The sequence below is a fragment of the Gloeotrichia echinulata CP02 genome (assembly GCA_038087035.1).
GTDB lineage: Bacteria > Cyanobacteriota > Cyanobacteriia > Cyanobacteriales > Nostocaceae > Gloeotrichia > Gloeotrichia echinulata.
Genome location: CP051187.1, coordinates 1146762 through 1166178, shown reverse-complemented (window position 1 = coordinate 1166178; position 19417 = coordinate 1146762). Strand labels below are relative to the sequence as shown.

Below are 19417 nucleotides of genomic sequence, written 5' to 3'. Positions count from 1 at the left end.
AGGGATTTTACGAGTTGCCTTGAAAGGTTTAATCTTCTGTCCAGTCTTCACTACTCAAAAGGTCAATAATTCTATCTCTGAGCAAGAATTCGTTGTTTTCTAGCTCAAATTCAACACAAACCCAGTCACGAATTGGAATGTATTTACAGAGGACATAAATTGGCTCCTGACGCTTAATAAGTCCCTTTTTCACAAGTTGACGTGCTTCTTCTTTGATGACTTCAATGTCGTATTTAACAGCAGTATCCATAGCTCGTCACCTCGCTTCTAATAAAGGAATTAATACTCAAGACCATGACTAATTTACCTCTATCTTAAATTTATCAAAAAATTGGCAGTAAATTGTTAAGCATCATGAGTTTGTGTTAACAATTTTGGGCATGATTAAAAATTGTCACTACTTTGATGTAGTTGTGTTGGAGGTTTTACCAGCTGGGGAAAGATGAGTCAGCGCAGATAATTTATGGGCTGGTAGGGCGGGAAAGAAGGGTGTTAAATTCATTGTCCCTAGTATACTCGGAATACTGTTGCTTTTGGGTGCCGTATTCGATGCTGGATCTGAGTCATGATTTCCTCCTGTAGAGGGAGTTGGTCTACCATTTCCTGCTGAACCCGCAGGAGTGATCAGTCCTGTAGCACATACTTGCTCGGCTTGAACATTGGTAAGTTCTACCACTAAAGCCGATGGGATGGAGTTAAGCGTTTGCTTGCTTGTCAACATTTTTTGTTAGTCTGTTTGAATAAGGCAACTTAGCAAGAATATGTTAAATAAATTCACATTGGGATGAACCTTTAGAGATAATTTTGAAATGCACTTGGGGTAGAAAGGAGGCAAATGTCTTGACTGGGGGCTGGAATTATCGCTGAAAGTGGTTTATTTGCGTGAAAATCGCTGTAAGTGAACCTGATCTCAAAGCCTAAATTCATCTTCGCTGCTTTTGGATAGGACGCATCGTTTCTCGACCCAACAGAAACATCCCCGTCACCCTCCGAATTTTAGATTTTTGATACTTCTCTACGAGAGGCTACGCCAACGACTTCGCTCAGTACAAGTTTTGGATTTTAGATTTTTGGGGTACGAGCAAGACTCTCACTGTAGGGGAAAATGAGGGTTTTTGGCGTCGTTGAATGATCTTTCGGGGCGCAAGGCCTTGCGCCCCTACCCACAATCGTGCTGATATAGCCGATAAAATGGGTGTGTGGAGATTTTTTTAATTGTCAGTCCCTAAGAGGCTGTAGACTGCAATTTCTCAAGTTCTGCCAAAACTTCTTTGCTATGAATATAGGGGTTGACTCCCACAAAAGTTTGCCGTAAAATACCTTGTGGATCGATAATGAAACTATGGCGCATGGATATGAAACTGATCCATGAACCGTAAGTCTTACTCACCCCACCAGTGGTATCAGCCAACAGGGGGAATTTTAACCCCTCCGAATTACAAAATTTCGCGTGGGAATTAACATCGTCAGCACTGACGCCAATAACCTGAGCGTTTTTCTCGATGTATTTCGGCAAGTCTTGCTGAAAACGACGGGCTTCTATGGTGCAACCAGAGGTAAAGTCTTTGGGATAAAAGTAAAGTACTACCCACTTACCACGCAAGTCAGAGAGGGAAATTTCGCCATCGCCTGTATTGGTTGGCAAAGTAAACTCTGGCGCTGGTTGGTTAATTTCAGGAAGTATACCACCAAGAGCATCAGCCGTAGGGCTAAAATTCAACCAACTGATGATAGCTAAACAGCTGGTAAATAGTATGGTCAAAAAATTGCGACGAGAAATCATGTTGCAAACCAGAATTATAACTTAATATAAGTTTACAATTCCTGGTTGCTCCTATTGTCACTACTACTATGTCAAGATAAAAATGATGGACTGTAGTGCGGGCATCTTGCCCGCGTGAGCGAGACGCTCACACTACCAAAAATCCCTCAAAACAAAATTGACAGACTACTATTGCTCGGATTCGGGACGGATATCCGTACTTTCAATGTACTGGCTATCCAGGAGAAAAGCTCCCTTAGCAAAGCGAATACCCCAATATCCCCCAGGACGGCGGTCAATTACTATACCCTCTTCCCCAATGTGAATCACTTCAGGAGGGCGTAGCATGGGCATAGGGTCAGCAGTTTTAATGTAGGGCGGTAGTGCCACAACACGGACTTTACTACCAATGGCGAATTGTTGAGACATGTTGAAAAAGCTAGGGGTTTTGAATTTACTCATAACTCAAAACTCCTAACTTTTACTAGGGGATTGCTAAATTTTTTTTTATTGTAACATGAGAATTTAATGTATCTGGATACTTACCTATTGCCTTGCTGACGGTGTGAGTGGTGATTGTCCCGGAATTGCTTGATTTGTTGCTGCTGTTCTGGTGTCAAAACTTGTTGGATTTGTTGTTTCGACGACTCGATGATTTTCTGGATTTGACTTTGCTGATCTGCGGTCAAGTTCAAATCAGCAAAACGGTCGCCTCGACGCTTACCCTCTGGACGTTCACCTTGTGGGCGCTGACCCTGACCCTGAGCTAATCTCTGTTGGCGCCGTTCCTGACGCGCTTGTTGTTGAGCTTGGAACTTTTTGAGTTGTTCTGGTGTGAGAATTGCTTCAATTTGCTTTTGGGTATTGCTGCGAATTGCATCGATTTGGCTTTTTTGTTGATCCGAGAGATTGAGTTTTTGTAAATGACGCCTTTCGTTATGTGGAGCTTCTACTCGTGATGGGGTTGAACCAGAAGTATTTTGTGCTTTTGCAACAAAGGGAGTTGCAGTTAAAGTGAGGGCGATCGCTCCAGCTACCAGTGATAATGACTTAAGTTTCATTGATTACCTCGCGGTTTTTCTTCTTTGGATGTCACCATCATAAAAACTCAAGCTGAATAATGACATGTGGAGGAAGTCATGAATCAACCCATGACTAAAGTCATGATTCACTGATATCAAATTTCACTACAAATTACATATAGGAATCCGGCTTGATTTTTGAAAAGATGCGTAGGGTGCGTTAGCGACAGCGTAACGCACCAAATCCTTGATGATGGTGCGTTACGGATTTCATCCTAACGCACCCTACGATACCTAATTTTATTCAAAAACCAAATAGGAGTCCTATATAAATTAGAATAAGTATATAAAATTGCGGCTTCTGTATTTCTACCAGTTTATTGCGCCCAATATTAACGATGCATGAAGATTTCTACTTTTAACATCTAAAATCTAAAATCTAAAATATACTATGAGCCGTCCAATTCAGTTTAATAATCATCCTTTTCGCTTTTTGCTTTATTTGGAGTGGATATTACTGGCGATCGCCGTTGTGACATCTACGCTACCATATCCTCACTCCCGATTTTCTAGCAGGATTCCAGAACTGACAATTTGTAGTCTGATTATTTTTGGGTTAATGGGCTTAAGATTGCCCACGAGTAATAGCATCACAAAGATAATTTACACAGCTTGTGAAATTTTCTTGCTTTTCATTACGGGAATTTTTGGCGGGACAACTGCTCGCTTATTTCCCTTTCTTTACATCATTTTAGTAACTCGCAGTTGCCTAATTTTTCCCTTTTCTGGGCGTTTATTGGTTACAGGTATATCATTTATCTTATTTTTAAGCACACTAATATATCGCTTACCCAGATTTCCACTATCGTCACAAGCCCAGGATCGGTTTCTGTTTTTCACCTTGAGCTTAATCTTATTATTTGGCTTAAGTTTAGTGTTTGTGTTGCTATTGATGAATACAGTTATATCTGAGCGCAAAAGTCGAGAAGAATTAGCTATCGCTAACGAAAAACTCCGTCAATATGCTCGACAAATTGAGCATCAAGCAACCTTAGAAGAACGTAACCGCATCGCTCGTGAAATTCATGATTCATTAGGTCACTCTCTCACAGCTTTAAATCTGCAATTAGAAACAGCCTTAAAACTTTCACAATCTAACCCAGCGAAATCTCAAACTTTCCTAGCCAGAGCTAAAGAATTAGGTTCCCAGGCGTTGCAAGATGTGCGAAATTCCGTTTCTGCTATGCGTTATCATCCTTTGCAAGAACAATCTTTACAACAAGCAATTGCTCTACTTGCAGAAGATTTTCACCGTGACAATGGTGTTTATCCAATTTGTCAAATCAACATTGAATATCCGCTCTCAAGTGAAATTAGCACTGCTATTTACCGGATTACTCAAGAATCATTGACGAATATAACTAAATATGCTCAAGCAACTATAGTAAAATTGGAACTCACTACGACCAAAGAGAGTTTACGATTGAAAATTAACGATAATGGTAGAGGATTTAATTTACACCAAAATACTACAGGTTTTGGCTTACAAAGTATGCGCGATCGCACTTTAGCGCTAGGAGGAGTCTTGAATATTAACACCTCTCCTGGTTCTGGTTGTAAAATAACAGTTGAAATTCGTTTATCGAGGTTAAATAAATGATTAAAGTTTTGTTGGTAGATGACCAAAATTTAATTCGACAAGGATTAAGAGCATTATTAGAACTAGAACCAGATTTAGAAATAGTAGGAGAAGCAGAAAATGGAGAAATTGCGGTGAATTTAGTTGAAAAATTGCAGCCAGATGTCGTGTTGATGGATATCAGAATGCCCATTATGGATGGAGTTGCAGCCACAGCAGAAATTCACAAGCATTTTGCGGGAATAAAAGTTTTAGTGCTAACAACATTTGATGATGATGAATATGTAAAAGCCGCCTTGCAAAATGGAGCAATGGGTTATTTATTGAAAGACACACCCTCAGAAGAATTGGCTGTTGCTATTCGCACTGTTCATAAAGGTTACACTCAACTCGGACCAGGAATAGTTAACAAACTGATCACTCAATCTCATATTGAACCAACCCAGACACCATCCGTACCACTTAGTTTAGTGGAACTTACACCCAGAGAAAAAGAAGTTTTGCGGTTAATTGCTACAGGTGCTAATAATCGGGAAATTGCTCAAAAACTCTATATTTCTGAAGGTACAGTGAAGAATCATGTTACCAATATGTTGAATCGCTTAAATTTGCGCGATCGCACTCAAGCAGCCATTTTTGCTAATACTTTTTTAGACTATTTAAATCAAGCTAACTAAGTAATTCAAAATTACGTCAATTGATTTGTTCGCAGTTAAGCTCTCTCGACCATCAAGAGCGCTATTAGCGAAGCTTTCCCGCAGGGTAGCGCAACTACAAACCAAGTTATACCAATTTTTTATGAAGCTGCATAGAATTCGATCCCCCCTAGCCCCGCGATTTCAAACTATTTGTTTAGCCGGATAAATTTTTAGATACCCCTAAATCCACACGATATGATACCATCTGTAGGGGCACGGCAATGCCGTGCCCCTACGCGAAATCTACATGTGTCAGCGTTTTAGTGGTATTCTATAAGACTTTAAAAACACGCCCTAGCCCCCCTTATTAAGGGGGGGAACCGGAAAACCATATATCAAAGTCCCCCTTATAAAGGGGGATTTAGGGGGATCGAGATATGTGCAACTTCACATTAAATTGGTATTAATTGACTTATATATCACAATTCTAGATGATTTGTGAAAATTCATGGTATCCAGATCTCTGACTGCTCAATGAAGGCGCGGAGCTAACTTAGCCTGTAATTATACGATAGCGGAATACACTTAGTTGTTTTATTAAATAAACAAATTATACCAGTACTCTCTCGGTTTGATATTCATGTATTCCTGAAGATAATCAAGTTAATCAGGAAACTGATTGAAAACCAGTTATTTAATTAACAAACTAAAATACTATTGCATAAACGTGAATTTGAGAATGAGTTCAAAGCCTAAATACCTGATTGCTTGGTTGCTAGACCCTACTCATCGAAATCACATTGCTTAAAGTTTGTTAACCATACTCTAACTTTCACAAAAGATATGCCGAATTTATTACGAAAAGAATTGGGAGAATTTAATAGTGTAGCCTGTTTTAAAGCAGTGATTACAGGGATCGAAGAAGCCCTAGGAGAAAAGGCTACAGCTATCGCTCTTATTTCAGCGGGTCGGACACGGGGTAAAAAACTAGCTGTAGAATTACATTTTACAGATAGTTCACTTTCTTTAGAAGATGCAGCATCCAAATTAGCGCTAGCTTTGGGTAAAGAAGGCACAAGGTTGTGCATTCTTGAGAAAATCATTATGGAGGGTGATACTATTAAAGTCTACACAAATGAAGCCATCTGTTCTGCTGGTGAACCTGAAAATTCCAACCGTCAATGCACATTTACAATGGGTGTAGTTTGGGGAGCTATCGAGCAACTTATCGGTAAGCGCTTAAAGGGAGAACAGACCGAATCAGTGCTTCGCGGTGGTACTCACGACGTATTTGAGTTGACTCATTTGAGATAAGCAACCTATAAGTCAACCAATACCCAGATTTATTCGTCCTCAGTAATTTGGTGGGAATAAACCAAACTATATTACCAAACGTAAATATGCCCCAAATCCTTACCAATGACAAATTACGTTCCAAGCAAGTAAGGTTGATTTGCGCCAACCTACTGACAAGCAGTTTTGAGACAATCATAGATTCAAATTTAGCTAAATTCAGAAGAACGGAGAATACTAAAATGGCAATTAATACAGACAAACTCGGCATAGTTTTGCAAAATTTTGTATCTGCTACAACCGATGTTCAAGGAGCAGCCGTTGTTACCCCCGACGGTCTACCTTTGAGTACAAGCTTACCTAGTGGGATGGACGAAGAACGTGTATCAGCAATGTCAGCAACCATGCTTTCTTTAGGCGAACGCATTGGGATGGAGTTATCTAGAGGGACTATTGACCGCATTTTGGTTGGAGGTAATCAGGGTGTTGGTATTCTGACTAACTGCGGCGCAGATGCTGTGTTGCTTGTCTTAGCTAATGAGACCGCTAAACAGGGAGTATTGATGCTAGAAATTAAGCGTGTTCTTGCAGAATTAAAACTGATTTTAATGTAATTTTAAATCCATAATTCATAATTCATAATTCATAATTCATAATTCTGTTGTGTAGTTCATTTCACCCCCAACTAAAACATAATTTATTGTTTCTCGCAGGGGAATAGAACCATTTCTTAAATATGAATCACGAATTAATAATTATGAATTAGCTTAATTCTTGAATATCATTGAATTTTGGGTTGTAGATTTGAGGTTTTACAACAAATAAATGATGTAGAAATATCTAAATCAAAATATTGATTTAATAATCTACAATAATTCTTCTCAAATGAAGCCTAGGATTTATATATTTAGGGAGTAAAAAAGCATGGAAAAGATGAGCTTGATTGTCACAGGAACAGTAGGCGCTGGTAAGTCTACTTTCATCCGTTCTGTGAGTGAAATTGACGTAGTAGACACAGATACTCGTGCAACTGACGAAACAGCATTACTGAAACAAAAGACCACCGTTGCCATTGACTTCGGTCGAGTACACTTTGGTTCTGACATGGCATTATACCTTTATGGTACACCTGGTCAGTCTCGCTTTGATTTTATGTGGGATATTTTGATTCGCAAGGGTCACGCTTATATCTTACTGGTACCAGCCCATCGCCCTAGAGAGTTTCGTCAAGCGCGTCAAATTATCTCGTTTATGAATGAACGTGTGAATATTCCCATGATTATTGGTATAACTCATAATGACTGTCCTGGCGCTTGGGCAGAAGAAGATGTGTACCTCGCCCTTGGGTACATGGATCAGAATCACCGACCCCCGATTGTGAAGGTGAACCCCACGGACAGAGACTCTGTAGTTGAAGCCGTAATTGTTTTAGTACAGCACTTGATGGAAAGTTGTACAGTTTAAAGAACATGTCAAAGGCTATTTTTTTGCTAAAGAGTTGCTAATTCAATAGCATTTTTATGCAAAAATAGGAGAGAAAATATAACAATTAAAAGAAAATAACAACTTAAATATTAATTTGATTTAAAAATATCAATTTCAGGCAAATATACTCAAAACCCCTTACCAATGACGCCACTTACTTTAAACCTTTGAACCCGACTAACGCAGGGCTGCACAAATGAAGACCCTAACCAGTACGGTTTATTTGCGCCGACTGACTTAACTAGTAAAATTTATTTGTGCCAGAATACTTAATTAAAGATTTAATACAACAGAATAAGGGAGACAAATAATGACGATAACTGGTAATTTTGCCGATTTTTCTTTACCAGAACTACTTCAATTTTTAGATCACGGAAAAAAGACAGGAGTAATTTACATTGAGTTCCTACCACAAGAAAATCAAAATGGCAAAAAACAAGTTTACTACTTCTGGCTACATCAAGGTCGCATTGTTGCTGTAGCCGACCGCTTAGATCAAAAAAGCTTGACATTAATGATTGCTCAACGGGGATGGATTAGCGAACGGGTTATATCGAGAGTTACTCAGATTTCCTCTAGTTCTATAATCACACCAATGGGGTTATTTCTCAAATCTCAAGGACTATTGCAATCAGAACAACTGAAACTGCTATTTAACAGTCAAGTATTGCGACCAATATGTAACTTATTTCAAGTTCAGGATGGTGAGTTTAAATTTGATACCATAGAAAAATTGAAATTACCCTTATCAGAAATGACCGGTCTTAGTATGTCAGCAACTGAGGTCATTCTCATCGGTTTGCGTGCGCTGCGAGACTGGACAGCTTTAGCAGACAAACTACCAGACCAGACATCCGGTTTATCAAGTTTGATTGCAAAACAGCCCCAAATACAGCTCAATGCCCTAGAATGGCAAGTATGGGAGTTTGTCAATGGTAATATTTCCCTACAGGATATTGCTAATCAGCTGAGAATACCTGTAGAAACTGTCCAACAAATTGCCTATAGACTAATCGTCATTGGTTTGGCTGACGAACATTTCATGGTATCTGCTTACCCTGCATGTGCAATGGATGAATCAACTCAGTCTACGCCAACAGTCCCCTTAGCAGAACCAGTACAAGACCCTTCTAACCCACCAGCTATTAGTCGGTCATTTCTCAAAAATTTAGTAGATTTTCTCAGGAATAAAGCTTAAGTAAGTTGGCGAGAATAAAGCCAACTATAGGAATCGTGAGAAGCCGCTGCGCTTCTATAGAGCTTTAGCGGTACTACGAATTTAACTGTTAAATAACTGTAAGCATTCTGATTTTAAAATCCCTTTTGTAACCTTGATATTCCGAAAAGACTTCGCAATCACTTCTTCACAAGAAATATTAATCTGCGACTGATTTACAGAAATTAAATCTTGAATAGAAACACCATAGATAATTTCTGATATCCCTGTCCAAACACAAGCAGTCGCACACATCGGACAAGGTTCGCCAGTTGTATATATGCTATAACCTTCTAAAGAAGGAATTTTAAGTTTAGCCGTTAAACTGCGAATCACATTTATTTCGGCATGAGCAGATGGATCGCTATCTCGCCTTACAGTATTATAACCTACGGCAACTACTTCGTTATCTTTAACAATCACCGCACCGTAAGGCGCATCACCTTTTTTTGCTTCTGCCAATGCTAGACTCATAAAGTATTCTGGGTTCATGCCAACTTGAGAATTGCGAACGATAATAGTTAAGAATATCCGATTTCGACTCTTATTTTCGCGAATTCATTACCCGTGTCTACTGTCATATATGTTATTGAGCAGAGAAAAAACCGAATTCTACTTAAAAGACCTAGAAACACCAGTAGGTAAAGCAATTAATTTAACGATTGCTGGACTAGTGCTGTTGTCATCAGGAATTTTTGTCGGAGAAACTTATAATATTCCTGATGATGTCCGGTTACTGTTAAATCTAGTAGATTCCGCTATCTTCATAATTTTTACCTTGGAATATATACTCCGTATATGGAGTGCAGAAAACAAAATTACCTACATTCTGAGTTTCTATTCAATTATTGACTTAATGGCAATTTTGCCATTTCTTCTGGGAGCAGTAGATATACGTTTTATTCGGTTGCTGCGATGGTTCCGAATTTTAAGGTTAATGAGGTTTATAGATAAAAGATTTTTATGTGGAAGGTTCAGCACAGAAGATGGTGTCACCTTTACCCGAATATTATTTACTTTATTTGCGATTATATTTGTTTATTCAGGCTTAATTTATCAAGTCGAGCATCCAATTAACCCCAAAGCTTTTGCTACTTTTTTGGATGCGTTTTATTTCTCGATAGTCACAATGACCACTGTGGGATTTGGCGATGTCATCCCAATTTCCGAATTAGGTCGTCTGCTAACAGTATTAATGATTTTTACAGGAATTGCCTTGATTCCTTGGCAAGTTGGTGATTTAATTAAGCGATTGGTGAAAAATACAACTCAAGTAGAAACAGTTTGTTCCGGTTGTGGTTTAGCTTTTCATGATGTCGATGCTGGTTTTTGTAAAAGGTGTGGGACTAAGCTACCCGCTAGAAAGGTTGATTGAGGAGGTACAGGGCTGTGTAGGATGCGTTAGAATTGGGACTAATTAGTGATGAAACACAGCAGTTATCTGAATGGGAACCGCTATATTAATTATTAATTATGTTGAACATGAAAGAGAGTTTAGCAACAACATTAGGGGAGTTACAAGCAGAAATATATTGGTTACACGATGCTCATAAGTTTGCCGAATTGGCATCAGCAGCAGCTACCATATATATGAAACTAGGTTATACTCAAGAGCAGGCAGAAACGGCAGGTAACTTAATTAGTCAGGCTTATCAATTATCTGATGATGCTGTTAATGCCCAGAAAGCAGGTAATCATGATAGGGAAATACAGTTTTATTATCAAATTAAAGATAAATTAACTGAAGTAGAAACTACATTAGGTTATCAAACCAGCATCGCCATACATCAAATGAAATGGTGGATGTATTTTCGTCACAGACAGAAGCTACAAATCTTGCTACATTTATTTTTACAAAATTTGAAAGCTGTGGGATTGATTAATTCGCTTACTGCTATTAAACTGACATATTTTCTCATGGAGATAGGCAGAGTTCACAAATCGCGTGATCAAGAGACAACCAAAAATAATGCTATCCTATACTGGACAGAATTATTGAAAATCAACCCGCCACAATACCCTTATCTTGGTTAAATTGCCTATTTTTCTGCATCGAACCCAAAACTCACTACTCTCAAAAAACCACATTAAACTTTAGTAAAAATCTATACTAAAAGCCGAACCCTTTGAGTTTTGGATTTTTTAGCGATCGCAATTACCACTGCAATGGTTCATTTTCTCACACCAGCCCTGATGTTGAGTTTACAGCATCTTCCTGTAAATAGACCACTCACCAGGGGACCCTTTCGCGAAACCCCTACAACGCCGTGCTTCCAACCACAGCCAATATCCCCTCAAGTTTTGCGGAATCGACCACATAACACTCGTAGTCAATTTGGCAAGTAAAATTTTAGCAATTCCTACCAAATTGAATAGTTAGCGCTAGGATGTCTATGTATTTTTGGGAACTATAAATATGGCGTCAAATTTCTTTGTAAATCCAGGGACTGGTAACGATAGCAACCCTGGTACTCAACAATCCCCCTTCAAAACGATTACCAAAGCCCTCAAAGAAGCCGCATTGGGGAGCAAAATTCAATTAGCAGATGGTAATTACAATACCGCTAGTGGTGAAACCTTTCCCCTAACGATAGCTGCTGGCGTGATAGTGGTGGGTAATGAAGCCAACAAAGGTAGTGGGATTTTGATTGAGGGTAGTGGTACTTACCTCAGCCGGACTTTTGCTGGACAAAATGTCACCTTTGTGCTATTAAATGGTGCAGAACTCCGGGGGGTAACTGTGACAAATCTAGCCAGCCGTGGTACTGGTGCCTGGGCTGAATCCAGTACACCTACCGTTGCTAATAGCACCTTTACCCAATGCAAACGTGAGGGTGTATTTGCTACTGGTGATGCTAATCCAGTTATCCTCGGTAATGTGTTCTCTGAAAATGCTGCCAATGGTCTTTCCATAGCCAAAAATTCCAAAGGGCAAATTCAAGGAAACACCTTCTTCAAGACAGGTTACGGCATTGCCATTAGTGATACCGCATCACCGACACTTATAGATAACAAAATTTCCGAAAACCGTTCTGGAATTGTCGTCTCTGGTACAGCACGCCCCGTATTGCGTAATAATATCAGTGAAAAGAACACTGACGATGGTCTGACGGTGATTGCTAATGCCCTACCCGATTTGGGCAGTACCAATAGCCCAGGCGGTAACATCTTACGCAATAACGCTAAGTTTGATTTGCAAAATGCCGGTACCAACAAGTTGATTTCTGTGGGAAATCAAATTGATCCGACTAAAGTGACAGGTAGTATAGAGTTTGCATCTGTTGCCGTAAACCCGACACCCGCACCCGCACCAACACCCGCACCCGCACCCGCACCAACACCCGCACCAACACCCGCACCAACACCCGCACCAACACCCGCACCAACACCCGCACCCGCACCAACACCCGCACCAGTACCAGTACCAGTGCCCACACCGATACCAGTACCAGTACCAGTACCTGCACCCGCACCAAAACCAACACCTGCACCAACACCTGCACCCGCACCCACAGCTAGTGACTTCACTGATATTAGTGGTCATTGGGCGGCTGCATTTATTCGAGAATTAGTCAAACAGGGGATAGTCAGTGGTTTTCCAGATCGCACATTTAAACCCGATGCGACAATGACACGGGCGCAATATGCAGCCTTACTGGTCAAGGCGTTCAATCCATCTCCCAACCGTGCGGCGGTCAAATTCAAGGATGTAGCAGCCGACTTTTGGGCATCTAAGGTAATTCAGCAAGCATATCAAGGTTTATTTCTCTCTGGTCTTCCTGATGGTACCTTCGCACCTAATAAAAATATCCAGCGAGTGCAAGTAATTGTCTCTCTGGTGAATGGACTAGGGTTATCTGGTAATGCTACAACCACCATCAAATTCGATGATCAAGCGAAAATTCCCGATTACGCCAAGGATGAAGTAGTCAAAGGTATAGACAAGCAGATCATCGTCAATTACCCCAATCCCAAGCAACTCAACCCCACCCGCGATGCTACACGCGCAGAGGTGGTAGCGTTTGTGTATCAAGCTTTAGTCGATGCTGGTCGTGTAGCGGCGGTTAACTCGCCTTATATCGTCACTGCTTAAGTGTAGGGTGCGTCAGACTCGATAATTCGGTAACAATCAACAGATTCGTATTCTGACGCACGCTACAACCAAAGTTGAGTGAATAGCCGACAGCTTAAAACCTGCGGCTACACGAGCTTATAGCAAATCATCAGGGTTTACGCGCAATTCTCTTAATTTAGCAGCCAAGGGTGGCGATCGCTTATTTCTCTGTCCAGTTGTCAAGATAGGAACCAAGTACGTCTGAACACATTCCTTTTATATTAAATTCAGTTAAAATAGTGATTAATAAAATTTAAATTATTGTTTCCAACATTGCTTGAGTTGAAACCAAGTCAAGTATTGAGGCATAAGCATAACATTTTGTATATGAAAATTATCTAGTTAACTAATGATTATCTCTCATATCATCCTAAAAAATTGGCGCAATTTTCTCTCAGTAGATGTTAAATTAGACGACAGAATTTTTGTAGTTGGACCTAATGCGTGTGGTAAATCAAACTTTCTGGATGTATTCCGCTTTCTGCGTGACATTGCTAAACCAGGAGGTGGTTTACAGACGGCTGTCAGAGACCGTGGAGGAGTATCGAAGATTCGCTGTCTTTCAGCGCAGCAAAATCCGAAGATTGAAATTGAGGTACATCTTTCAGATTACTCTAGTGCTGAACCTATATGGAAGTATGCAATTGGAATAACGCAACAGACCAGAGGTTACCGTCAACCTATTTTGGCTTATGAACGTGTATGGAAGGGAAATGAAAGGATAGTTAATAGACCAAACGAAGATGATCAAAAAGATGAGTTACGACTAACACAGACGCACTTAGAGCAAATTAGTGCTAATGCAAATTTCCGAGAAATTTCTAAGTTCTTTGAATCCGTCTTATATCTACACCTTATACCCCAGTTACTGCGTTATCCCGATGCATTTTCTGGATCGGGTATTTCCGAAGATCCTTTTGGGCGAAGTTTTCTAGAACGCATTACCAAAACTCCTGAAAAAACACGCAAATCGCGACTGACCAAGATTGAAAATGCTTTGCGTTCAGCTGTTCCCCAATTGAAACAACTGACTGATACAAAAGATGAGATGGGTGTTCCACATTTAGAAGCAGTATATGAGCATTGGCGTCCAAAAGCAGGTAAACAAAGAGAAGATCAATTTTCTGATGGTACATTACGTCTAATAGGCTTACTTTGGTCATTACTAGAAACTGATTCACTACTACTTCTGGAGGAACCAGAGTTATCTTTAAATGCAGCTATAGTTAAAAAATTGCCCTCTTTAATGTATCGAATACAGCGTCAAAAAAAAAGACAAATAATACTCACTACACATAGTGCAGATCTACTGGAAGATGAAGGAATTGGTGCTGAAGAAATTCTACTTTTAAAACCAAGTCCAGAGGGCACTAATATTATTCAAGCATCCTCAATTGATAATGTCCGTGATTTACTAGAAGGAGGGTTAAGCGTAGCGGAAGCAGTCCTACCATTAACTAAACCATCTGAAATTAATCAATTGGAGCTTAATCCGTAGTGGACTTCATCTCTATTAATTTAGCTGTTGAAGACCCGCTAAGTGAAGCTGTATTGCGGGCAATTTTACACCAATCAAACCGTCCTTATCAAGTGGGTACATGTTATTGTCAACACGGTTTCGGCTATCTTAAAAAGACTATAAAGGGATTTAATAATGCTGCCAAAGGAACCCCTTATATAGTCTTGACAGACCTTGACAAAAAAGAATGTCCACTGGAAATAATTCAAGAATGGCTACCTTCCCCAAAACATCCTAATCTTTTATTCCGTATCGCTGTTAGAGAAGTCGAAGCATGGCTTTTAGCTGATAGCGAAGCCTTTGCCAAATTCCTGGGAGTACAACAAACATTGATTCCTCAAGATGTGGATATAATTAATGATCCTAAACAAACACTGATTAATATTGCTAGGAAATCTAAAAAACGTGAATTGCGCGAAGCTATAGTCCCAAAACTTAACAGCACTGCAAAGGTAGGTCGAGACTATAATGGACAGTTGATTTACTTTGTTGAGCATTTTTGGCACGTGGAAGTTGCTAAGTATTCTTCTCCAAGCCTACAACGGGCTGTAAATGCCATAGCTACATTTGAGCCAATATGAGAAATAAAATAATGGGAAAAGAGTCAGTGTAATTGTAATTTTTTTCAAAATGTAACTAACAATATTTGAATCAAGGAGATAAGTCACTTTGTATCGTCCTTCCACCGCTGCATCGAAAATTGCTATTTGCTCTGGCGTCAAATCATTTAAGGTATCAGAAACCGCCTCCGAGACAATAATCTTATCAATTCTGCGTGTTAAATCATTCAAAGTTTAACTCAGCTTTGCTTGGAGAATTTCTTTAATTCTTTCAATACAATATTTACCATAATCAGAGTCACTAAAAGAAAGAGAAAAGAAATTATCTGACAAATTATTATTCCCTGTTCTAACAATAGAGAACTTTACACCATACCATTTTTCTTGGTATCTTTCACTCTGCTTATACCGTTCTACATAAAAAGTTTGTATGCTAAAACAGCCAATTTTACTATAAGGAATGAATAATAAATTGATTTCTCTTCCGTCCTGTGTGATTTCTACACCTGTGTCGATAAATGTCCAAATGCTCACAGCATGATCGTCTTCCGAATTCCGTTTTTCCCCTTTAAATGTTTCTCGCATAAACTAATTATTACTAAGATTCAACTAGCCAATTTTCTAAATTTAAACCCTGCACTCTCTGCAAATCAGAATCATTAGAAACCAGAATTAAGCCGCGTGTAATAGCAGTTGCTGCTATGAATATATCTTGCTCTTGGATAGTTAAACCCCTGAGTTTTAAATCTAGATGAATTTCGCAGGCTTTTTCGATAATTTCTATATCATCCACGAATAAAATTTCATAATCACTACAAAACTGCTGAAAATCGGCTAACTGTCTCGTAGCATTTACAGCTAAAAGTCCTCGTTTAACTTCATAGTAAGTTATACAACTGATAAATATTTCATCCCCGCGAAGATTTACCTCCCGTAATTTATTATTAACAGTTGTAATTTTTTTCAAAATGTAACTAACAATATTTGAATCAAGGAGATAAGTCACTTTCTATCGCCCTTCCACCGCTGCATCGAAAATTGCTATTTGCTCAGGTGATAAATCATCTAATGTACCAGAAACTGCCTCTAACGTCAATATTTTTCTAATTCTGCGTATCAGTTCATGCTCGTTAATCGCTCTCATTTCTTCCGGTGACAATTGCCCAAATAAATCTACCAGCATTTCCATCATTTCCCATTTTTTTAATTTGACCAAATACAAGCTATTGCTTTTAAATAGGTTGTCTACAATTGGCGATATCCGGTTACTAAGTTCTTGCTGATAGCTAGAAACTTCTTGCATAACTCCCCCTCATTCATTCTATTTTCGTTTTACAGCTTCATCGTACATTTTAATTTGCTCTGGCGTTAAATCATTTAAAGTACCAGAAACCGCTTCTAAAACTAGAATACTATCAATTCTGCGTATTAAATCATCATCTTTAATAGCTCTCATTTCTTCTGGTGAAAATCTCCCAAACAAATCTACCAACATTTCCATCATTTCCCATTTTTTTAATTTCACCAAATACAAGCTATTGCCTTTAAATAGGTTGTCTACAATTGGCGATATCCGGTTACTAAGTTCTTGATTGTAATTTGTCACTTCCTGCATATAGCGTTTCTCGCCCTAGTGAGGTACATCGGTAAGGGCACGGCAGTGCCGTGCCCCTACATCGCGTGATACAATTTTGTACCTCATCTGAATAGGAAGTGCTATAACTCCCCCTAATTCATCAACTCATTACCCCAATTATAAACAATTCTCCTGGAAGTTCCTCTGCGCTTCCCTCAGCGCCCCTTTGCGTTAAAAAAAAGGGCAGACCTTTCAGCCCACCCCAGAAAATATTAGAGAATATTCTGTTACTATTAACCCAACAATGCTTTAGCCTTAGCTAACACATTATCAACGCTAAAGCCAAACTTTTCTAACAAAACACCACCTGGAGCCGAAGCACCAAAGCGATCAATGCTCACAATATCGCCTTCAGTACCAATGTACTTGTGCCAGCCAAAACTGGAAGCAGCTTCTACAGCCAAGCGCTTGGTGACAGCTTTCGGGAGAACAGATTCTTTATAAGCTGCATCCTGTGTTTCAAACAGATCCCACGCAGGTAGGGAAACAACACGAACCTTCTTACCTTCGGCTGTGAGTTTCTCAGCTGCAGTGACGCAGAGGCTCAATTCTGAACCCGTGCCAATCAGGATGATATCAGGAGTACCTTCGGTTTCCACCACAGTGTATCCACCCTTAGCCACACCCTCAATGGAGGTACCAGCCAAGTTGGGGACATTTTGACGGGTAAACGCCAACAGGGTAGGAGCATTTGCTTTTGCCCTCTCAATCGCTATTTTATAAGCCCCAGAACTTTCATTTCCGTCTGCGGGGCGAATCACAGTCAGGTTAGGAATAGCCCGCAGTGAAGCCAGAGTTTCGATGGGTTGGTGGGTGGGGCCATCTTCACCTTGTCCAATGGAGTCATGGGTCATCACCCAAATTCCACCAGCTTGGGACAAAGCAGATAAGCGGATAGCAGCCCGCATGTAGTCTGTGAAGATCAAGAAGGTAGCACCGTAGGGAATTAATCCCGAACCATGCAGCGCTATACCATTAACAATTGCGCCCATAGCATGTTCCCGCACACCATAGTGGATGTTGGGGTTTTGGTATTGCCCTTTTTGGAAATCGCCTTTACCTTTGATCTCGGTCAGGTTGGAGTGGGTCAAGTCAGCGGAACCACCAATTAACTCAGGTAAAACTACCGCCAGTTTGTTCAAGCAGGTTTCTGAGTGCTTCCGGGTGGGGAGTGCTTTGTCTTCGGGGGTGTAGGTTGGCAGAACCTTATCCCAACCGTCAGGCAATTTGCTGCTAATGTAACGTTCAAACTCAGATGCTTCTTGGGGATACTTAGATTTGTAGTCAGCATATGTCTTGTTCCAGTCGGCTTCGTAGCCAGCACCGCGTTCCACTGCTTTGCGGGTGTGGTTGAGAGCGTCTTGGGGGACAACGAAAGGCTCGTATTCCCAGACCAATTTTTCCCGAGTTTTGGCTACTTCATCTGTACCCAAAGCCGCACCGTGAATTCCAGCGGTGTTTTGCTTGTTGGGGGAACCGTACCCGATGGTAGTTGTCACCTTAATCATCGTCGGCTTGTCGGTGACAGCTTTGGCTGCGGCAATGGCATTGGCGATCGCTTCTAAATCGGTATTACCATCTTTAACATGCAGGACATGCCAACCGTAAGCTTCAAAGCGCAAAGAAACATCTTCGGTGAATGCCACATCTGTGGAACCATCGATAGAGATGTGGTTATCGTCGTACAGAGCGATGAGTTTGCCTAATCCCAAGTGCCCTGCGAAAGAAGCAGCTTCACCGGAAATACCTTCCATGTTGCAACCATCACCCAAAATTACGTAGGTGTAATGGTCAACAATTGTGGCATCGGGTTTGTTATACTTAGCGGCGAGGTGAGCTTCCGCTATTGCCAAACCGACCCCATTGGCAATTCCTTGACCCAGGGGTCCAGTGGTGACTTCCACACCATCTGTTTCAAAGTTTTCTGGGTGACCGGGAGTTTTAGAACCCCATTGGCGGAATTGCTTGATATCTTCAATCGTGACACTATCGTAGCCTGCCAGATAGAGCAGGGCATACTGCAACATAGAGCCATGACCAGCAGACAAGACAAAGCGATCGCGGTTGAACCACTTAGGATTTTTGGGATTAAACTTCAAAAAGCGGTCCCATAGCACAAAAGCCATAGGAGCCGCGCCCATCGGCAGCCCTGGGTGTCCCGATTTTGCCTTTTCGACGGCATCAATTGCCAAAAAGCGGATGGAGTTAATACAAAGTTCTTCGAGGGATTGGGTTGCAACAGCCATAGTCTCTTGTTTTTAACGACGGGTTAGCACTCTGAGTAGCTCTTTACCGGGGTTGTTTTCTCAGTTAACTTTTAATATTAACTGTTTTCTGCTTGGGGATAAGTCCCCTACCATCAGCCTGGTAGCTGATGACTGATTGTAATTTGCCCACAGTATCTTTATCATCCCATTCTCGATTGTCGATGGACAAGCGGGATCTTCTGAGTTTCTAGTGATAAATCAGGCTAATAATTTGGTCATTCTGAACCGTGGGTTTGGTTCAGAATGATATCTATGATACTGTTCAC

General features: G+C 40.4%; 23 protein-coding genes. 11 read left to right on the top strand and 12 right to left on the bottom strand.

Annotation, left to right across the window (positions count from 1 at the left end; genetic code table 11):
- Positions 1–28 precede the first annotated feature (28 nt).
- The 5 genes from HEQ19_05350 to HEQ19_05330 form a co-directional block, all read right to left on the bottom strand.
- Complete coding sequence (locus tag HEQ19_05350) at positions 29–250, bottom strand: DUF4327 family protein (GenBank protein WYL99030.1); 222 nt, start codon at positions 248–250, stop codon at positions 29–31.
- Positions 251–397: 147 nt separating this feature from the next.
- Complete coding sequence (locus HEQ19_05345; GenBank protein WYL99029.1) at positions 398–721, bottom strand: hypothetical protein; 324 nt, start codon at positions 719–721, stop codon at positions 398–400.
- A gap of 504 nt (positions 722–1225) precedes the next feature.
- Positions 1226–1783, bottom strand: a complete 558-nt coding sequence (locus HEQ19_05340) for a peroxiredoxin (GenBank protein WYL99028.1) — start codon at positions 1781–1783, stop codon at positions 1226–1228.
- A 168-nt stretch (positions 1784–1951) separates the two neighbouring features.
- Positions 1952–2191: a DUF3148 domain-containing protein gene (locus HEQ19_05335; GenBank protein WYM03267.1), complete on the bottom strand. Its 240-nt coding sequence runs from the start codon at positions 2189–2191 to the stop codon at positions 1952–1954.
- Between the two features lie 113 nt (positions 2192–2304).
- Complete coding sequence (locus HEQ19_05330; protein ID WYL99027.1) at positions 2305–2823, bottom strand: P pilus assembly/Cpx signaling pathway, periplasmic inhibitor/zinc-resistance associated protein; 519 nt, start codon at positions 2821–2823, stop codon at positions 2305–2307.
- Positions 2824–3235: 412 nt separating this feature from the next.
- Between HEQ19_05330 and HEQ19_05325 the strand changes: the two genes are divergently transcribed.
- The 6 genes from HEQ19_05325 to HEQ19_05300 all read left to right on the top strand — a co-directional run bounded on the left by HEQ19_05325 (position 3236) and on the right by HEQ19_05300 (position 9037).
- Positions 3236–4444 (top strand): sensor histidine kinase, encoded by a 1209-nt coding sequence (locus HEQ19_05325; protein WYL99026.1) that lies wholly within the window; start codon positions 3236–3238, stop codon positions 4442–4444.
- Positions 4441–5100 (top strand): response regulator transcription factor, encoded by a 660-nt coding sequence (locus HEQ19_05320; protein ID WYL99025.1) that lies wholly within the window; start codon positions 4441–4443, stop codon positions 5098–5100. Before HEQ19_05325 ends, HEQ19_05320 begins: the two co-directional genes overlap by 4 nt.
- 804 nt (positions 5101–5904) lie before the next feature.
- A complete protein-coding gene (locus HEQ19_05315) occupies positions 5905–6375 on the top strand; it encodes a hydrocarbon-binding protein (protein WYL99024.1) in 471 nt (156 codons plus the stop codon).
- Positions 6376–6596: 221 nt separating this feature from the next.
- Entirely contained in the window at positions 6597–6968 is a 372-nt protein-coding gene (locus tag HEQ19_05310; GenBank protein WYL99023.1) for a roadblock/LC7 domain-containing protein, read from the top strand.
- 310 nt (positions 6969–7278) lie between these two features.
- Complete coding sequence (locus HEQ19_05305) at positions 7279–7818, top strand: ATP/GTP-binding protein (protein WYL99022.1); 540 nt, start codon at positions 7279–7281, stop codon at positions 7816–7818.
- 331 nt (positions 7819–8149) lie between these two features.
- Positions 8150–9037, top strand: coding sequence for a DUF4388 domain-containing protein (locus HEQ19_05300; protein WYL99021.1), 888 nt, complete (start codon positions 8150–8152; stop codon positions 9035–9037).
- An 81-nt stretch (positions 9038–9118) separates the two neighbouring features.
- On the opposite strand, the gene HEQ19_05295 is transcribed toward HEQ19_05300, so the two are convergent.
- Complete coding sequence (locus tag HEQ19_05295; protein WYL99020.1) at positions 9119–9547, bottom strand: nucleoside deaminase; 429 nt, start codon at positions 9545–9547, stop codon at positions 9119–9121.
- A gap of 91 nt (positions 9548–9638) precedes the next feature.
- Between HEQ19_05295 and HEQ19_05290 the strand changes: the two genes are divergently transcribed.
- The 5 genes from HEQ19_05290 to HEQ19_05270 all read left to right on the top strand — a co-directional run bounded on the left by HEQ19_05290 (position 9639) and on the right by HEQ19_05270 (position 15269).
- On the top strand, positions 9639–10430 hold the full coding sequence (locus HEQ19_05290) for an ion transporter (protein ID WYL99019.1): 792 nt from the start codon (positions 9639–9641) through the stop codon (positions 10428–10430).
- A gap of 98 nt (positions 10431–10528) precedes the next feature.
- Complete coding sequence (locus tag HEQ19_05285) at positions 10529–11089, top strand: hypothetical protein (protein ID WYM03266.2); 561 nt, start codon at positions 10529–10531, stop codon at positions 11087–11089.
- Between the two features lie 382 nt (positions 11090–11471).
- Positions 11472–13148 (top strand): DUF1565 domain-containing protein, encoded by a 1677-nt coding sequence (locus HEQ19_05280; GenBank protein WYL99018.1) that lies wholly within the window; start codon positions 11472–11474, stop codon positions 13146–13148.
- 370 nt (positions 13149–13518) lie between these two features.
- Positions 13519–14667 (top strand): AAA family ATPase, encoded by a 1149-nt coding sequence (locus HEQ19_05275; protein WYL99017.1) that lies wholly within the window; start codon positions 13519–13521, stop codon positions 14665–14667.
- Positions 14667–15269, top strand: a complete 603-nt coding sequence (locus HEQ19_05270) for a DUF4276 family protein (protein WYL99016.1) — start codon at positions 14667–14669, stop codon at positions 15267–15269. Before HEQ19_05275 ends, HEQ19_05270 begins: the two co-directional genes overlap by 1 nt.
- A 213-nt stretch (positions 15270–15482) precedes the next feature.
- On the opposite strand, the gene HEQ19_05265 is transcribed toward HEQ19_05270, so the two are convergent.
- The 6 genes from HEQ19_05265 to HEQ19_30695 all read right to left on the bottom strand — a co-directional run bounded on the left by HEQ19_05265 (position 15483) and on the right by HEQ19_30695 (position 19320).
- Positions 15483–15833, bottom strand: coding sequence for a hypothetical protein (locus HEQ19_05265; protein ID WYL99015.1), 351 nt, complete (start codon positions 15831–15833; stop codon positions 15483–15485).
- Between the two features lie 13 nt (positions 15834–15846).
- Positions 15847–16254 (bottom strand): type II toxin-antitoxin system VapC family toxin, encoded by a 408-nt coding sequence (locus tag HEQ19_05260; protein ID WYL99014.1) that lies wholly within the window; start codon positions 16252–16254, stop codon positions 15847–15849.
- A 3-nt stretch (positions 16255–16257) separates the two neighbouring features.
- On the bottom strand, positions 16258–16551 hold the full coding sequence (locus tag HEQ19_05255; protein WYL99013.1) for a hypothetical protein: 294 nt from the start codon (positions 16549–16551) through the stop codon (positions 16258–16260).
- 18 nt (positions 16552–16569) lie between these two features.
- A complete protein-coding gene (locus tag HEQ19_05250) occupies positions 16570–16863 on the bottom strand; it encodes a hypothetical protein (protein ID WYL99012.1) in 294 nt (97 codons plus the stop codon).
- 254 nt (positions 16864–17117) lie between these two features.
- Positions 17118–19130 carry a transketolase gene (gene tkt, locus HEQ19_05245; GenBank protein ID WYL99011.1) on the bottom strand — a complete coding sequence of 671 codons (2013 nt, stop codon included), beginning with the start codon at positions 19128–19130 and terminating at the stop codon, positions 17118–17120.
- Positions 19131–19194: 64 nt separating this feature from the next.
- Positions 19195–19320 (bottom strand): hypothetical protein, encoded by a 126-nt coding sequence (locus tag HEQ19_30695; GenBank protein WZI67116.1) that lies wholly within the window; start codon positions 19318–19320, stop codon positions 19195–19197.
- Between the last annotated feature and the right edge of the window lie 97 nt (positions 19321–19417).

Bases quoted from the DNA above. Each gene is read 5' to 3' on its own strand.
- HEQ19_05350 (WYL99030.1), bottom strand. From the start codon at position 250: ATGGATACTGCTGTTAAATACGACATTGAAGTCATCAAAGAAGAAGCA.
- tkt (WYL99011.1), bottom strand. From the start codon at position 19,130: ATGGCTGTTGCAACCCAATCCCTCGAAGAACTTTGTATTAACTCCATC.
- HEQ19_05325 (WYL99026.1), top strand. From the start codon at position 3,236: ATGAGCCGTCCAATTCAGTTTAATAATCATCCTTTTCGCTTTTTGCTT.
- HEQ19_05330 (WYL99027.1), bottom strand. From the start codon at position 2,823: ATGAAACTTAAGTCATTATCACTGGTAGCTGGAGCGATCGCCCTCACT.
- HEQ19_05280 (WYL99018.1), top strand. From the start codon at position 11,472: ATGGCGTCAAATTTCTTTGTAAATCCAGGGACTGGTAACGATAGCAAC.
- HEQ19_05250 (WYL99012.1), bottom strand. From the start codon at position 16,863: ATGCAGGAAGTGACAAATTACAATCAAGAACTTAGTAACCGGATATCG.
- HEQ19_05255 (WYL99013.1), bottom strand. From the start codon at position 16,551: ATGCAAGAAGTTTCTAGCTATCAGCAAGAACTTAGTAACCGGATATCG.
- HEQ19_05300 (WYL99021.1), top strand. From the start codon at position 8,150: ATGACGATAACTGGTAATTTTGCCGATTTTTCTTTACCAGAACTACTT.
- HEQ19_05310 (WYL99023.1), top strand. From the start codon at position 6,597: ATGGCAATTAATACAGACAAACTCGGCATAGTTTTGCAAAATTTTGTA.
- HEQ19_05340 (WYL99028.1), bottom strand. From the start codon at position 1,783: ATGATTTCTCGTCGCAATTTTTTGACCATACTATTTACCAGCTGTTTA.
- HEQ19_05315 (WYL99024.1), top strand. From the start codon at position 5,905: ATGCCGAATTTATTACGAAAAGAATTGGGAGAATTTAATAGTGTAGCC.
- HEQ19_05275 (WYL99017.1), top strand. From the start codon at position 13,519: ATGATTATCTCTCATATCATCCTAAAAAATTGGCGCAATTTTCTCTCA.
- HEQ19_05290 (WYL99019.1), top strand. From the start codon at position 9,639: ATGTTATTGAGCAGAGAAAAAACCGAATTCTACTTAAAAGACCTAGAA.
- HEQ19_05335 (WYM03267.1), bottom strand. From the start codon at position 2,191: ATGTCTCAACAATTCGCCATTGGTAGTAAAGTCCGTGTTGTGGCACTA.
- HEQ19_05265 (WYL99015.1), bottom strand. From the start codon at position 15,833: ATGCGAGAAACATTTAAAGGGGAAAAACGGAATTCGGAAGACGATCAT.
- HEQ19_05305 (WYL99022.1), top strand. From the start codon at position 7,279: ATGGAAAAGATGAGCTTGATTGTCACAGGAACAGTAGGCGCTGGTAAG.
- HEQ19_05345 (WYL99029.1), bottom strand. From the start codon at position 721: ATGTTGACAAGCAAGCAAACGCTTAACTCCATCCCATCGGCTTTAGTG.
- HEQ19_05320 (WYL99025.1), top strand. From the start codon at position 4,441: ATGATTAAAGTTTTGTTGGTAGATGACCAAAATTTAATTCGACAAGGA.
- HEQ19_05295 (WYL99020.1), bottom strand. From the start codon at position 9,547: ATGAACCCAGAATACTTTATGAGTCTAGCATTGGCAGAAGCAAAAAAA.
- HEQ19_05285 (WYM03266.2), top strand. From the start codon at position 10,529: ATGTTGAACATGAAAGAGAGTTTAGCAACAACATTAGGGGAGTTACAA.